Below are 13,988 nucleotides of genomic sequence, written 5' to 3' on the forward strand. Positions count from 1 at the left end.
CACCCGCACCAGAAGACGACCCCCACCCCGGTTACGCTCGACACATGAGCCAGACCCCGGACAACGCCGTCCGCCAGTACATCGACCAGCACAGCGACACATTCCTCGACGACCTCAAGGAATGGCTGCGCATCCCCTCCGTCTCGGCCCAGCCCGAGCACGCCGACGATGTACGGCGCAGCGCCGACTGGCTCACCGGCAAACTCAAGGAGACCGGCTTCCCGGTCACCGAGGTCTGGGAGACCGCGGGTGCCCCCGCCGTCTTCGCCGAGTGGCCGAGCGAGGACCCGGCCGCCCCCACCGTCCTGGTCTACGGCCACCACGACGTCCAGCCCGCCGCCCTCGCGGACGGCTGGGACACCGAGCCTTTCGAGCCGGTGATCAAGGGCAAGCAGCTCTACGCCCGCGGCGCCGCCGACGACAAGGGCCAGGTCTTCTTCCACACGCTCGGCGTACGGGCGCACCTGGCGGCCACCGGGCGCAGCACGCCGGCCGTCCACCTCAAGCTCCTCATCGAGGGCGAGGAGGAGTCGGGCTCCCCGAACTTCCGCACCCTGATCGAGCAGCACCGCGGCCGCCTCGCCGCCGACGCGGTGATCGTCTCCGACACCGGGATGTGGTCCGAGACCACCCCGACCGTGTGCACCGGGATGCGCGGCCTCGTCGAGTGCGAGCTGTCGGTGTGCGGTCCCGACCAGGACATCCACTCCGGGTCGTTCGGCGGCGCGGTGCCCAACCCGGCCACCGTCGTCGGCCGGATCGTCGCCGCCCTGCACGACGGGCAGGGGCGCGTGGCGATCCCCGGGTTCTACGACGGGATCGTCGAGCTCACGGACCGCGAGCGGAAGCTCTTCGCCGAGCTGCCCTTCGACGAGCAGGAGTGGCTGCGTACGGCCAAGTCCTATGCCGCGCACGGCGAACAGGGCTACTCGACCCTGGAGCGCATCTGGGCCCGCCCGACCGCCGAGGTCAACGGCATCGGCGGCGGCTACCAGGGCGCCGGCGGCAAGACGGTCGTGCCGGCCGCGGCCTTCGTGAAGCTCTCGTTCCGTATCGTCGCGGGACAGGACCCGGCCCGTGTCGAGGCCGCCATCACGCAGTGGGTCGAGGCCCAGCTGCCCGCCGGCGTCCGGCACACCCTCACCTTCAGCGGCGCCACCCGCCCCTGCCTCACCCCGCTCGACCACCCGGCCCTGGAAGCCGTCGCGCGTGCGATGGGCCGCGCCTTCGAACAGCCGGTCCGCTTCACGCGCGAGGGCGGCTCGGGACCGGCCGCCGACCTCCAGGACGTCCTGGAGTCGCCGGTTCTCTTCCTGGGCATCTCCGTACCGTCGGACGGCTGGCACGCGCCGAATGAGAAGGTCGAACTCGATCTCCTCACCAAGGGCGTCGAGGCCGCCGCGTATCTCTGGACCGACCTGGCCGAGTCGCTGCGCACCTGACGCACCGGACGGGATCACCTGCCGCGCCCGCTGCCGTATCGACGTATCGCCGTATTGCTGAAGCCCTAAGTGCCCTTTCCATCGGGGGAGTTGGAAGTTCCTGTGACCACCTGGACCGACCGCACCGCTGACCGGCCCATCCCGCTGACCGCGCCGGGCGGGATCGACCGCGAGGCCCACCACCGTCTCGACGAGGCCTGGCTCGCCGCGGCCTGGAGCCACCCCACGACGCGGGTGTTCGTCGTCTCCGGCGGCCAGGTGCTGATCGACGACACCGCCAACGGCGGCACCGAGATCGTCATGACGCCGACCTTCGAGGCCCCGGACACCGAGGTGCACCGCTATTTCCTGGGCACCGACGAGGGCGGCGTGCGCTACTTCGCGCTGCAGAAGGACACCCTGCCCGGCCGCATGGACCAGTCCGCGCGCCCGGCCGGGCTGCGCGAGGCCGGACTGCTGCTCTCGCCGCGCGACGCGGGCCTGATGGTGCACGCGGTCGCCCTGGAGAACTGGCAGCGGATGCACCGCTTCTGCTCCCGTTGCGCGGAGCGCACCCAGATCGCCGCGGCCGGCCACATCCGCCGCTGCCCGGCCTGCGGCGCCGAGCACTACCCGCGTACGGACCCGGCCGTGATCATGGCCGTCACCGACGAGGAGGACCGCCTCCTTCTCGGCCGCCAGGTGCACTGGCCCGAAGGCCGTTTCTCCACGCTCGCGGGCTTCGTCGAGCCGGGCGAGTCCATCGAGCAGTCGGTGCGCCGCGAGGTCTTCGAGGAGGCCGGCGTCACCGTCGGCGACGTCGAGTACGTCGCGTCGCAGCCCTGGCCCTTCCCCTCCTCCCTCATGCTCGGCTTCATGGCCCGCGCCACCACGGCCGAGATCAACGTGGACGGCGACGAGATCGAGGAGGCCCGCTGGTTCTCACGCGACGAACTGCGCGCCGCCTTCGAGTCCGGCGAGGTCATCCCGCCGTACGGCATCTCCATCGCCGCCCGTCTCATCGAGCTCTGGTACGGCAAGCCGCTCCCCAAGCCGCTTCCGGTGAGGGAGTCGTAAGGGCCGTGGCGTCGTAACCTGCCTTACGGGGATCAATCGGGGCGAAAGGCATGGAGTAACCGATGGCCGACTACCGCATCGAAACCACTCGCAACGGCTACCGCGACTGGACCGCCCGCAACGACCGCGGCGCCGAAGTCCGGATGGCCGCGGCCGACGACGACTCCGCCCAGCCCTCCTTCACGCCCGTCGAGCTGCTGCTCGCGGCGATGGGCGGCTGCAGCGGCATGGTCCTCGACCGCACGGCCCGCGCGGTCGAGCACGACGACCTGGCGATCACCATCGAGTCGGTCTCGACCCCCGAGGACGACGGCCGGATCGGAAAGATCCGGGTCACGTACGAACTCGACATCCCCGCCGATGCCAACAACGGCAAGGCGGCCGAGGTCTTCGCCCGCGGTGTCCGCATGACGCACGAGCAGCACTGCACGGTCAGCCGCACGGTCGAACACGGCGCCCGGGTCGAGGCGATCCTGCCGGACGGCACGGTGGGCTTCGAGGGCTAGATCTCGCTGGTCAACTCGGCTGCCCGTGCGAGCAGTTCGGCCCGGCTCATCGCGTCGGCCCGGGTGGACGGGACCGTACAGGCGTAGGCGCCGGCGACCGCCCCGTACAGGGCGCACCGCCGTACGTCCTCCCCGCCGAGCCGGCCGAACAGGAAGGCGGAGGCGAAGGCGTCGCCCGCGCCGTTGGAGTCCACGACGGGTTCGGGCGGCGTGACCGCGGGCACGTGCGTCAGCTCGTCCTCCGCCAGCAGGTACGCCCCCTCGGCCCCGGCGGTCGCGACGACCACATCGGCCCGGCCGCGCGCCGCGATGTCCCGCATCGTGCGCTCCGGATCGGCCAGCGCGGCGGTGGACAGGAAGACGAGGTCCGCTTCGAGCGCGAACTGCTCGTGGTACGGGTTCTCGCCGTCCCAGTTGTGCAGATCGGTGGAGACGGTCAGGCCCGCTTCCCGCAGCAGCGGCAGCGCGAAGGCGCAGGGGTACGTGATCACTACATGCGCGTGCCGGCTCACGGCGGCCAGTTTCCGTACGGTCTCCTCGGGCAGCCGGTCGGACTCCTGCGTACGCGAGTCGTCGTACAGCGAAAGCCGGCGCCCGTCGGGACCGACCAGATTGACCGCACGCTTGGTGCCGCCGGGCAGCAAAACGGTGGTGAAGGGGATGCCCCGTTCGCGGTGCAGCGCGCGCACCAGCTCGCCCTCGTGGTCCTCGCCCACCATGTCGAGGTGATGGGTGCGCAGCCCCAGTGCGCCGACCGAGACGGCGACGAAGTCCCCGCTCTGCCCGGCGCGCGTGACGATGCCCGGCCGGATCATGTAGCTGTCGGCGAACGGCAGCGGCAGCTCCGGCACATGGACGATGGTGTCCACGCCGGAACCGCCCAGGACGAGGACGTCGGTCTCGGTGCGCATGCGTTCCTCTCGGCGACAGGCGACAGGCGACAGGCGACGACAGGCAGGGAAGCCGCCTTCTAGACTCATCTCCTCATACGGGCACGGCGAGCGGGGGCGTAATGACCGACGACGAGGGTGTAACGGTCTATTGGCGCCCGGGCTGCCCGTACTGCATGCGCCTGCGCGTCTCCCTGCGCCTGAAGAAACTCCCGCGCACCGAGATCAACATCTGGGAGCACCCGGACGCGGCCGCTTTCGTCCGCTCGGTCGCCGACGGCAACGAGACGGTCCCCACGGTCGTCGTCGCCGGCCACGCGATGGTGAACCCGTCGCCGGCAACGGTGATGTCGGAGGTCCGCAGCAGGGCGCCCCATCTGCTGGCGTAGACGAAGAGCGGGCCCCGCCGGCAAGAGACGAAGAGCGGGCCCCGCCGGCAATCCGGCAAGGCCCGCTCGATCAGGTCGCACGAAACTCAGGCGCCGACCTTCTGCTTCACCTGGGCCAGCGAGGGGTTCGTCAGGGTCGAGCCGTCCTCGAAGAGGACCGTCGGGACCGTCTGGTTGCCGCCGTTCGCCTTCTCGACGAACGCCGCGGACTCCGGGTCGTGCTCGATGTTGATCTCCTTGTACGCGATGCCCTCGCGGTCCAGCTGCTTCTTCAGCCGCTGGCAGTAGCCGCACCACGTGGTGCTGTACATCGTCACAGTGCCCGGCATGTCTCTCGCGCTCCTTAACGGTCCCAGTGCGTGCTCGCACCTGTGGAGAACGTACGTCAGGCGTGTGCCATTCCCACAAAGGTCCGCTCATTAGTACGACGGAAGCGGCCCCCTGTGGACAAGCGGCACGGGCTGCTCGTGAGACCTGGCAGCATGGCGGGGTGACAGCCGCAACGCCTTCCCCGCTGTTCCCGGACGTCCCGGGAAGCGCAGACGCCGTACTCGAAGGGCTCGACCCCGAACAGCGCGAGGTCGCCACCGCCCTGCACGGGCCGGTGTGCGTGCTCGCGGGAGCCGGCACGGGCAAGACGCGCGCCATCACCCATCGCATCGCGTACGGGGTCAGGGCCGGGATCCTGCAGCCGGCCAGTGTGCTCGCCGTCACGTTCACCAACCGTGCCGCGGGCGAGATGCGCGGGCGTCTGCGGCTGCTCGGCGCGACCGGGGTGCAGGCGCGGACCTTCCACTCGGCGGCGCTCAGGCAGCTCCAGTACTTCTGGCCGAAAGCCGTCGGCGGCGGCATGCCCCGCCTGGTCGAGCGCAAGGCGCAGCTGGTGGCGGAGGCCGCGGCCCGCTGCCGTATCCGCCTGGACCGGGGTGAGCTGCGCGATGTCACCAGCGAGATCGAGTGGTGCAAGGTCACCCAGACCGTCGCCGAGGACTACCCGGCGGCCGTGGTGAAGGCGGGCCGCGACGCCCCACGCGATCCGGCCGAGATCTCCCGTATCTACACGCACTACGAGCAGCTCAAGCAGGAACGCGGCGTCATCGACTTCGAGGACGTGCTGCTGCTCACGGTCGCGATCCTGCAGGACCGCTATGACATCGCCGAGCAGGTGCGCTCGCAGTACCACCACTTCGTCGTCGACGAGTACCAGGACGTCAGCCCGCTCCAGCAGCGGCTGCTCGATCTGTGGCTCGGCGAGCGGGACACCCTGTGCGTGGTGGGCGACGCCAGCCAGACGATTTACTCGTTCACCGGCGCGACCCCCGACCACCTCCTCAACTTCCGTACGCGCCATCCGAGCGCCACGGTCGTCAAGCTCATCCGCGACTACCGCTCGACCCCCCAGGTCGTCCACCTCGCCAACGGACTGCTTGCCGCCGCGAAGGGCCGGGCCGCCGAGCACCGTCTCGAACTGGTCTCGCAGCGCGAGGGCGGCCCCGAGCCGGTCTATGCCGAGTACGGCGACGAGCCCACCGAGGCCGAGCACACCGCCCGCCGGATCCGCGACCTCATGAACGCGGGCACCCCGGCGAGCGAGATCGCCATCCTCTTCCGTACGAACGGGCAGTCCGAGCTCTACGAACAGGCCCTCGCGGACGCCGGCGTCGCCTACCAGCTGCGTGGCGCCGAGCGCTTCTTCGAGCGCCAGGAGGTACGGGAAGCAGGCGCCGCGCTCCGTGGCGCCGCCCGCTTCGGCGGCAATGACGCGCTGCTCGACGACGCCGTCGACCTGCCCTCGCAGGTGCGGGCCGTGCTGTCCACGAAGGGCTGGACCAGCCAGGCCCCGGCCGGCTCGGGCGCCGTCCGCGACCGCTGGGAGTCCCTCGCCGCGCTGGTGCGCCTGGCCGAGGACTTCACCGCCGCCAAGCCCGGGGCCACCCTCGCCGATCTGGTCGCCGAACTCGACGAGCGGGCCGCCGCCCAGCACGCGCCCACCGTCCAGGGCGTCACGCTCGCCTCGCTGCACGCGGCCAAGGGCCTGGAGTGGGACGCGGTGTTCCTGGTCGGCCTGACCGAGGGCATGCTGCCCATCGCGTACGCGACGACCGATGAACAGGTCGAGGAGGAGCGGCGACTGCTCTACGTGGGCGTCACCCGCGCCCGGCGCCATCTCTCCCTGTCCTGGGCGCTCGCGCGCTCACCCGGCGGCCGGGCCAGCAGGCGGCCGAGCTCCTTCCTCGACGGACTGCGTCCCGGCTCGGTGGGCGCGGGGCTGAGGCGGGTCGGGGGAGCGGCGGGCGGCTCGTCCGTCGAGCGCGGCACCCGAGGCCCCGCGCGCAAGCCCCGCGCACCCGTGCCCTGCCGGGTCTGCGGACGCACCCTCACCGACGCCGGCGAACTGAAGCTGATGCGCTGCGAGGACTGCCCGTCCGACATGGATGAGGGGCTCTACGAGCGGCTGCGCGAGTGGCGTGCGGACCGGGCGCAGGAGATCGGCCAGCCCGCATATTGCGTGTTCACGGACAAGACGCTCATTGCGATCGCGGAGAACGTTCCGGACGACGCGCAGGACCTCGCGCGCATCCCCGGGGTCGGCAGAAGAAAACTTGATCGCTTCGGGGTCGACGTCCTCGCCATCTGTGCAGGTGAGACGCCTGCGGCGGCAGTTGTGGAGGAGGACGGGAGCGACTGAGGAAAACTCGTCGAAAAAATAGTTTGCGCGCGCCCGACGAAGACCCATAGGTTCTTCAAGCACGGAGAGGGACGCTTCATGAGGTCCTGAAACGGACGCTTCCTGAAGCCCGGATTCCGTGTTGTACTTGAAGACCTTGAACATCAGCGACCGTCGGCTGTGGAGACACAGCATGACCGGTCCCGAGACGCCGAGAGGAGGCGAGTCCAGTGATCAGCATCATCAACCGCACCAAAATGACCGACGTTGACCGCTCGGTCGTCGCCACCTGCCCGCTCGGTATCTCGCTCCTGGGCACCGGTCTGTCCGGCGTTCGCGCCGGCCGCCTGGCCGCCCCGGCTCCCATTGCCGCCTCCGTGGATTCCGTCTCGCTGCTCGCCAGTGAGCGCAACCTCGGCGGCAATGAGCGACCGACCAAGGCACCGGAAGCAGCAGTAGTGGCACAGGCGCAGGCCTATGCCTTTGCGGCGGCCGGTGCCGGATCCCGGAAGCAGACGACGACGCAGCACCAGCACATGTGGGCCTTCCGCGGGCTCGAACCCTGGAGTGATCCAGCCTGATCGACGATCAGGCCGGCGCCTTCAGGGCCGCGGAACCCCATCCGGGATCCGCGGCCCTTTTGTTTGTCCCGAACAGGGATGGACGAAGTCGAAGGGGCCACCGGACAAGCAGTACCTGGTACCAAGCCGCCACCCGGCCGACCGGCCGGAACGACCAGACGAGGACGACACACACCGTGCCTACCGAAACGCACGCCCCGTCAGTACCGCCTTCAGAGACGAACCCCCCGCCCGGCCTTCAGGAGAACACCTTGACTCCCCTCACCGCGCTCACCGCGCTCGACGACGCCATCGAGAACCTCGGCGTACCCGTCCCCTGCCGTTCCTTCGACCCGGAGGTCTTCTTCGCCGAGTCGCCGGCCGATGTCGAGTACGCCAAGTCCCTCTGCCGTACCTGCCCGCTGGTCGAGGCCTGCCTCGCCGGTGCGAAGGAGCGGCGTGAGCCCTGGGGTGTCTGGGGTGGCGAGCTGTTCGTCCAGGGTGTGGTCGTCGCCCGCAAGCGGCCCCGTGGCCGCCCGCGCAAGAACCCGGTCGTCGCATGAGCACCGCCGGAACCATCGACCGTCCCGAGACGCACGACCCCATGAAGCAGGCCCCCATGCTGCACCGATTCAAGTCGGCCACCGCCGACCGCGAGCCGCTCGGCTCCGCAACCACTGACTTCTCCCACACCGGTGTGACCGCGTCACGCCAGAACAGGACCCGCGAAATGCAACTCCAACCAGAAGCCCTGGCCCGTGCACACATGCACGAGCGCATGCGCGAGGCCGACGCCGAGCGCGAGGCCGTACGCCTCGTGTCCGCGCGCCGGATGCAGCGCCGTGCGGAGCGAGCCTCGCTCCGTGCGCGCCGCGCCCTCGCGATGGCGGTCATGAACTGACCGCGATCGTCCTCGCGACGGCGGCCGTCGACCGGCCGCCCGAGCGAGCTTGATCCTTCCGTGAGCCGCGGGGGTCGTCCGAACCGGGCGGCCCCCGCGGTGCGTTGTGCCCGGGCCCCGCGGACACGGGGCTATCGTCACGGTGTGGACGAGCAATCTCGCGCTGTGGAACAGCTGGTGTGCGCCCGCTGCGGCACCACGGCCGACGCACCCCGGCCGACCTGGACCTGCTCCGTGGAGAACGGCAGCCGCCGCTACTTCTGCGACGACTGCTCACGCGAACATCTGCGGGCGATCGAGGGGCGGTTGGACTCGTCCTGGTGGTGAGGCCCCTGCGGTCAGCAGGGGATCAGGCCTGAGCCGCCGTCTCGTCCGGCTCCTCTTCCTCGTACTCCGCATCGACGAACCCGGGCACCCACTCCTCGAGTTCATCCCGCATCCGCACCGTCGCGCCCAGCTGGCACAGCACCCCGATGGTGCTCAGGGTGACGCGGTGGATCAGCAGATACGCGGGCGGCAGATTGAGCCGCTTGCCCAACTGGTAGGCGGGGGAGCGGGGATCGCCGATCCGGGCGGCCTGCGAACGCATCCAGCCGCGCGTGAAGGTGAACTCGTCGGCGAGGGCCGGTTCGATGATCGGCAGCAGATAGTCGAGCACCGCCTCCGGATCGAGGTCGATGCTCTCCTTGACGAAACCCTCTTCGCAGAGCATCCCGTAGACCTCGTCGGCCTCGCCCTCGAGCGCCATCCGCAGCGCCAGACCGATGGTCTCGGGCAGCCCGCCGGGCAGCCGGTCCACGGTGCCGAAGTCGAGAACGCCCAGGCGCCACGTGGCGGCGTCCGAGCCGTCCGCGTCTTCGGAGCCGTCCGCGGTGTCCGGCACGAGGCGGAAGTTGCCCGGATGCGGGTCGGCGTGCAGCAGTCCGGTACGTGCGGGGCCCGAGAAGAGGAAGCGGGTGAGCAGCTGGCCGGCGCGGTCGCGCTGCTCCTCGGTGCCGTCCGCGATCACCTCCGAGAGCGGGATGCCGTCCATCCACTCGGTGATCAGCACCTGCTCGGCCTGGTGCACCACCGCCGGCACCAGGACATCCGGATCCCCGGCGAACTCCTCGGCCGTGGTGCGCTGCGCGGCCGCTTCGAGCCCGTAGTCGAGCTCCTCGGAGACACGGTCGCGCAGCTCCGCGATCAGCGGCTTGATGTCCATGCCGGGGATGAGCGGACCGAGGAGACGGGCGAACCGGCTCAGCTGATTGAGGTCGGAGAGCAGCGCCTCGCCGGCACCCGGGTACTGGACCTTCACGGCGACCTCACGGCCGTCGTGCCACACGGCCCGGTGCACCTGGCCGATCGACGCGGCGGCCGAGGGCTTGTCCTCGAACTCCTCGAAGAGACCGCGCCAGTCCTCGCCGAGCCGTTCGGCGAGCACCGCGTGCACGGTGCGCGTCGGCATCGGAGGCGCCGCCTCCTGCAACTTCGTGAGCGCCGCGCGATACGGACCGGCTATCTCCTCGGGCAGCGCCGACTCGAAGACGGACAGCGCCTGCCCGAACTTCATCGCGCCGCCCTTGAGCTCACCGAGCACCTTGAACAGCTGCTCCGCGGTGCGCTGCTGCAGCTCCTTGCCGACGAGCTCGGCCGATTTGCCGCCGATCCGCTTGCCGAGCCCCCAGGCCGAGCGCCCGGCGAAGCCGAGCGGCAGCGCGGCCAGTTTGGCGGTTCGGGTGACCGCCTTGCGAGGAAGATCAGACATGCGCCCCTCCTGCTCCGGAAACCGGACTCCCAGTCCGGGGACCGGACTGCCGCGCCTTGACGGGCGGTTGATCACCGACGCGTCCTGTCACGCGGCGGGTCTGCTCGGTCATTGTCCCTTGTGGCGCTGGATCTTCCGAGGGCGCGTCGGAGTTGTGACGTACGGGTGGCCGTACCCAGCTGTTTTGTGCCCCGCACGGGCAGCCGGGATGCGGGCGCAGAGCGACGGACTGCCAGGCGAGGTGGGGGAGGGCGAGCTCCCAGCGGTGTCCGGCGGCGGCCGGTGTCTCCCCGTCGAGATGGGCCAGGGCATGGGCGGCGGTCAGCCCGGCGACGGCGGCCGAGAGCGTGAGCGCTCCCGCGGGTACGGGGGCGGCGCGCCCGGCACGTGCGGCGCCGCCCGACCGCCACTGGGTGAGCAGCAGCGGCCAGACCGGATCCTCCTCGATCCGTCGGCGCTCCATGCAGCCGGCGCAGGCGGAGCGGCCGGGAAGGACGAGCGGTCCGGTGAAACCGGTGGCCTCGAGGACGCCCGCGTACAGATGCGGGATGCCCCGGGCGGTCAGGTGCTCGACCTCGGCGGGGTCGGGCGCGTACGCGGCGAGGGCGTCGCGTGGCGCGAGAACGACAAGGGAGGGGACGCGGCCGGGGCGCGTGGCGCAGCCGGCCGCGCACCGACGCACAAGCCGTCGCGCGGCATCCACTCTGCGCTCCCCGACGGACGTATCGGACAACCCGCCCGGGGTGACGTCCCATGGCTCCACCGTCCCGCTGTCGACCAGGTCGACCCGCCCGACCCCGGCGGCCGAGAGCAGCGCGGCCACCTGGCCGCCGACCCGTCCCGCACCGCGCACCTGCACGCTCAGGCGCCCCCGGGCGGCAAGACGCCTGATGCCCGCACCGGGCTCGCCGTCGAGCAAGGAGAGCGCGGCCAGCTCCGGGGTGAGGCGATGGGCGACGTCGGTCCGTGCGCGTAAGCGGTCGACGGCCGGATCGCCCGCACCGGCGGTCGCGTCGTCGAGCAGTCCCGCCGCGGTGAGACGGTCGAGCAGGGTGTCCAGTTGGCCTTCCGGCAGGCCCGCGTCCCGCGCCTCGGCCCGCAGCAAGGGCACCCCGCGGGTGCCGTCGATCTTGCGGAGCAGGGCGAGCATGCCGACCGCGACCGGGCCGAGCGTGCGGGCGTGTGCGGGGGTGACACCGAGTTGCAGGGTCGTGAGATCACGCCAGGCGTGGCGCAGCGAGGTCTTGAGTCGCGGGTGCATGTGCACACGGTGCACCAGGGCCCGCTCACCCTGCCGAAAGTTGTCCACAGGCGGCCTGATAAGTCGTACAAACGAGACCCGTCCGCGGCCCGCCAGGCCGGAACCCGCCCGGAGACGGGACTTCCGGCAGCGACAGCCGGTAACGTCGGGGCGTGCCCGCCGACCCACTGCACCGCGCCGGAAGTCCACAGCGCAGCACGAAGCACCAGCCGCCACGCGGCCCGGCGGCGAGCGCGGACCGGGCCGGTCCGGACCAGGCGGACCTGGATCAGGGGCCGGTCGAGGTGCGCAGAAGCGCCCGTCGGCGGCGCACGGTCTCCGCGTACCGCGAAGGTGACCGCACCATCGTGCTGATCCCCGCCCGGATGTCCGAGGCGGAAGAGCGGCGCTGGGTCGGCGTGATGCTCGACAAACTCGCAGCTCAGGAAAGCAAGCGGCTGCTCGGTGACGCGGAACTCGCCGAGCGGGCCGAGCTGTTGTCCGGGCAGTATTTCGAGGGCCGCGCCCGGCCCACCTCCGTACGCTGGGTCACCAATCAGAACACCCGCTGGGGTTCCTGCACACCGGCCGAAGGCAGCATCCGGCTCTCCCACCGCCTCCAGGGAATGCCCGAGTACGTGGTCGACTACGTACTCCTGCACGAGCTCGCCCATCTTCTCGTCCCCGGTCACGGGCCCCGCTTCTGGCGCCTTCTGGAGGCGTACCCGCGTACCGAAAGAGCCCGCGGCTACCTCGAAGGGGTGGTAGCCGCCGAGCGTCTTCCGCACCTGCCGGCCGCCCGCACGGAATAGTCACAACCCGGCGGCGGTGAAGCCGCTGTGTACCGAGTCTGTCCCGGCTTGGCCCAGGCCCAGGATTTGCGGTTAGCCTGACGCGCGACGCACACATCATCGGGATGGGGGACGGTCGTTACGCATGGCCAGGGAATTCCAACGCGGCCACAAGGCCAAGATCAGTGATCTCACTCCGGGCACGGATCTGTACGTAGGTGTGCAGATCGCGGCTCCTGGACTGAGCTTCGACATCAGCTGTTTCGGGCTCGACGCCAATGAGCAGCTCTCCGACGACCGCTATTTCATTTTCTTCAACCAGCCGAAGTCGCCCGAGGAGTCCTTGCAGCTGCTCGGCGCGCAGTCCGGTGACACGGAGTCGTTCCGGGTCACGCTCGACCGCATTCCGCCACAGATCCACCGGCTCTCGTTCACCGCGACGATCGACGGCAACGGGCAGATGTCGCAGGTCGGACCCGGCTACATCCGGATCGTGGCCGGCGGCGAGGAGGTGTGCCGGTACGCCTTCGACGGCTCCGAGTTCACCACCGAGCGCGCCGTGATGCTCGGCGACTTCTATCTGAAGGACGTCTGGCGCTTCGCGGCCATCGGCCAGGGCTTCGACGGCGGGCTCGACGCCCTCCTGAAGAACTTCGGCGGCGAGGTCGCCGAGGAGCAGCCCCAGGCCCCGCAGCAGGGTGCGCCCGCCTTCGGCGCGCCCGGCGGCCCCGCGGCTCCCGCTCCGTCCTTCGGCGCCCCTGCGGCACCCGCTCCGGCACCCGCGCCGGCCCCGGCACCGAACTTCGGCGCCCCGGCCCCGCAGCAGACGCCGCCGCAGCCCCAGGCACCGAGCGTCCACACGGCCCCCACCGTCGTCGCCCCGATGCCCGCCGGCACCGTCCCGCCGCCGGCCCCGGCCCCCGGCCAGCCCGCGCCGCCGCCCGGATACGGACAGCCGCCCGGGCAGCAGCCGCCTCCGGGATACGGGCAGCAGCCGCCCCAGCAGCCGCAGTTCGGGCAGGTCCCGGGCCAGCCCGCCGCGCCTCAGGGGTACGGTCAGCCGCCCGGCATGCCCGGACAGCCCGGAGCTCCGGGCGCGTACGGGATGCCGCAGGCGCAGCCCGCCTCGGGCCCCGGCCTGCAGGCCGCGCTCCAGCCGTACAAGGAGACGGCCACCGGCACCCGCTGGACCCCGCAGAACCAGCAGATGATGCGGGTCGACCTGAGCATGGGCGGTACGCCCGTCCTCGCCCGCCAGGGCAGCATGGTGATGTACCAGGGCAAGGTCGACTTCTCGTACAAGAGCGCCGGTTTCGCCGGCCGGATCATCGGCAACGCGACCGGCCAGGAAATGCAGTTGATGCGCTGCACCGGCCGCGGCCAGGTCTTCCTCGCCGAGAACGGTGCGCATCTGCACTCCATCGAGCTGCAGGGCGACGGCATCTGCGTCTCCGCCGAGAACGTCCTCGCCTTCGACGAGACGCTGCAGCACGAAGTGCGGCGCATCGAGGGGCACGGAATCCCCGGCGGCGCGCTGTTCACGATGCAGTTCCAGGGCACCGGCACCGTCATCGTGAAGACCCACGGCATTCCCGTGGTGCTTCCGGTCACGCCCACCACGTACGCGGACAGCAATGCGATCGTGGCGTGGTCCTCCGCGGCCCAGGTGATCATTTCCAGCCAGGTGCGCCTGCGCCGGAATTCCTTCCCGGGTCACAGCGGAGAGACCGTGAATCTCCAATTCCGGGGAGCGCCCGGCAACTTCATCGTCGTCCAGCCCTACGAGGTCTGAGGG

At 70.9% G+C, this 13,988-nt stretch carries 15 protein-coding genes; 11 read left to right on the plus strand and 4 right to left on the minus strand.

The features are described from left to right. The first annotated feature begins 44 nt into the window (after positions 1-44). The 3 genes from G6045_RS17790 (at position 45) to G6045_RS17800 (ending at position 3,004) form a co-directional block, all read left to right on the plus strand. Positions 45-1,442, plus strand: coding sequence for a dipeptidase (locus G6045_RS17790; protein WP_165332964.1), 1,398 nt, complete (start codon positions 45-47; stop codon positions 1,440-1,442). A gap of 102 nt (positions 1,443-1,544) precedes the next feature. Then, on the plus strand, positions 1,545-2,498 hold the full coding sequence (gene nudC, locus G6045_RS17795; protein ID WP_165332965.1) for an NAD(+) diphosphatase: 954 nt from the start codon (positions 1,545-1,547) through the stop codon (positions 2,496-2,498). A 62-nt stretch (positions 2,499-2,560) separates the two neighbouring features. Beyond that, positions 2,561-3,004, plus strand: a complete 444-nt coding sequence (locus tag G6045_RS17800; RefSeq protein ID WP_165332966.1) for an OsmC family protein — start codon at positions 2,561-2,563, stop codon at positions 3,002-3,004. On the opposite strand, the gene G6045_RS17805 is transcribed toward G6045_RS17800, so the two are convergent. Further along, positions 3,001-3,915 (minus strand): adenosine kinase, encoded by a 915-nt coding sequence (locus G6045_RS17805; RefSeq protein ID WP_165332967.1) that lies wholly within the window; start codon positions 3,913-3,915, stop codon positions 3,001-3,003. The genes G6045_RS17800 and G6045_RS17805 overlap by 4 nt on opposite strands. Before the next feature lie 101 nt (positions 3,916-4,016). Here G6045_RS17805 and G6045_RS17810 point away from each other — a divergent pair, with 101 nt between their 5' ends. Next, positions 4,017-4,283, plus strand: a complete 267-nt coding sequence (locus G6045_RS17810; RefSeq protein WP_165332968.1) for a glutaredoxin domain-containing protein — start codon at positions 4,017-4,019, stop codon at positions 4,281-4,283. 86 nt (positions 4,284-4,369) lie between these two features. On the opposite strand, the gene G6045_RS17815 is transcribed toward G6045_RS17810, so the two are convergent. Next, positions 4,370-4,612, minus strand: a complete 243-nt coding sequence (locus G6045_RS17815; protein ID WP_165332969.1) for a mycoredoxin — start codon at positions 4,610-4,612, stop codon at positions 4,370-4,372. Between the two features lie 161 nt (positions 4,613-4,773). Here G6045_RS17815 and G6045_RS17820 point away from each other — a divergent pair, with 161 nt between their 5' ends. From G6045_RS17820 to G6045_RS17840, 5 genes are all read left to right on the plus strand, one after another. Further along, complete coding sequence (locus G6045_RS17820; RefSeq protein WP_328707816.1) at positions 4,774-6,972, plus strand: ATP-dependent DNA helicase UvrD2; 2,199 nt, start codon at positions 4,774-4,776, stop codon at positions 6,970-6,972. Between the two features lie 236 nt (positions 6,973-7,208). Then, positions 7,209-7,532, plus strand: a complete 324-nt coding sequence (locus G6045_RS17825) for a hypothetical protein (protein WP_165332994.1) — start codon at positions 7,209-7,211, stop codon at positions 7,530-7,532. A gap of 176 nt (positions 7,533-7,708) precedes the next feature. Beyond that, positions 7,709-8,074 carry a WhiB family transcriptional regulator gene (locus G6045_RS17830; RefSeq protein ID WP_165332970.1) on the plus strand — a complete coding sequence of 122 codons (366 nt, stop codon included), beginning with the start codon at positions 7,709-7,711 and terminating at the stop codon, positions 8,072-8,074. After that, positions 8,071-8,412 carry a hypothetical protein gene (locus tag G6045_RS17835; RefSeq protein WP_165332971.1) on the plus strand — a complete coding sequence of 114 codons (342 nt, stop codon included), beginning with the start codon at positions 8,071-8,073 and terminating at the stop codon, positions 8,410-8,412. Before G6045_RS17830 ends, G6045_RS17835 begins: the two co-directional genes overlap by 4 nt. Positions 8,413-8,556: 144 nt before the next feature. Next, positions 8,557-8,739, plus strand: a complete 183-nt coding sequence (locus G6045_RS17840; protein WP_165332963.1) for a hypothetical protein — start codon at positions 8,557-8,559, stop codon at positions 8,737-8,739. Positions 8,740-8,761: 22 nt separating this feature from the next. Here G6045_RS17840 and G6045_RS17845 read toward each other — a convergent pair whose 3' ends face one another. Next, the gene (locus tag G6045_RS17845) at positions 8,762-10,162 is read right to left on the minus strand and encodes an ABC1 kinase family protein (protein WP_165332972.1); all 1,401 of its coding nucleotides are present in this window, start codon (positions 10,160-10,162) and stop codon (positions 8,762-8,764) included. After that, positions 10,155-11,423 carry a TOMM precursor leader peptide-binding protein gene (locus tag G6045_RS17850; protein ID WP_165332973.1) on the minus strand — a complete coding sequence of 423 codons (1,269 nt, stop codon included), beginning with the start codon at positions 11,421-11,423 and terminating at the stop codon, positions 10,155-10,157. The genes G6045_RS17845 and G6045_RS17850 overlap by 8 nt, the downstream gene beginning before the upstream one ends. Positions 11,424-11,575: 152 nt before the next feature. On the opposite strand from G6045_RS17850, the gene G6045_RS17855 reads away from it, so the two are divergent. Next, positions 11,576-12,214, plus strand: a complete 639-nt coding sequence (locus G6045_RS17855; protein ID WP_165332974.1) for a M48 metallopeptidase family protein — start codon at positions 11,576-11,578, stop codon at positions 12,212-12,214. A gap of 124 nt (positions 12,215-12,338) precedes the next feature. Beyond that, positions 12,339-13,985: a TerD family protein gene (locus G6045_RS17860; protein ID WP_165332975.1), complete on the plus strand. Its 1,647-nt coding sequence runs from the start codon at positions 12,339-12,341 to the stop codon at positions 13,983-13,985. Positions 13,986-13,988 lie beyond the last annotated feature (3 nt).

This window comes from Streptomyces mesophilus (genome assembly GCF_011044995.1).
Taxonomy (GTDB): domain Bacteria; phylum Actinomycetota; class Actinomycetes; order Streptomycetales; family Streptomycetaceae; genus Streptomyces; species Streptomyces mesophilus.

Coding starts and splice junctions, on each gene's coding strand:
- G6045_RS17815 (WP_165332969.1), bottom strand. CDS start 4,612: ATGCCGGGCACTGTGACGATGTACAGCACCACGTGGTGCGGCTACTGC.
- G6045_RS17860 (WP_165332975.1), top strand. CDS start 12,339: ATGGCCAGGGAATTCCAACGCGGCCACAAGGCCAAGATCAGTGATCTC.
- G6045_RS17810 (WP_165332968.1), top strand. CDS start 4,017: ATGACCGACGACGAGGGTGTAACGGTCTATTGGCGCCCGGGCTGCCCG.
- G6045_RS17805 (WP_165332967.1), bottom strand. CDS start 3,915: ATGCGCACCGAGACCGACGTCCTCGTCCTGGGCGGTTCCGGCGTGGAC.
- G6045_RS17850 (WP_165332973.1), bottom strand. CDS start 11,423: ATGCACCCGCGACTCAAGACCTCGCTGCGCCACGCCTGGCGTGATCTC.
- G6045_RS17835 (WP_165332971.1), top strand. CDS start 8,071: ATGAGCACCGCCGGAACCATCGACCGTCCCGAGACGCACGACCCCATG.
- G6045_RS17825 (WP_165332994.1), top strand. CDS start 7,209: ATGACCGACGTTGACCGCTCGGTCGTCGCCACCTGCCCGCTCGGTATC.
- G6045_RS17845 (WP_165332972.1), bottom strand. CDS start 10,162: ATGTCTGATCTTCCTCGCAAGGCGGTCACCCGAACCGCCAAACTGGCC.
- G6045_RS17800 (WP_165332966.1), top strand. CDS start 2,561: ATGGCCGACTACCGCATCGAAACCACTCGCAACGGCTACCGCGACTGG.
- G6045_RS17790 (WP_165332964.1), top strand. CDS start 45: ATGAGCCAGACCCCGGACAACGCCGTCCGCCAGTACATCGACCAGCAC.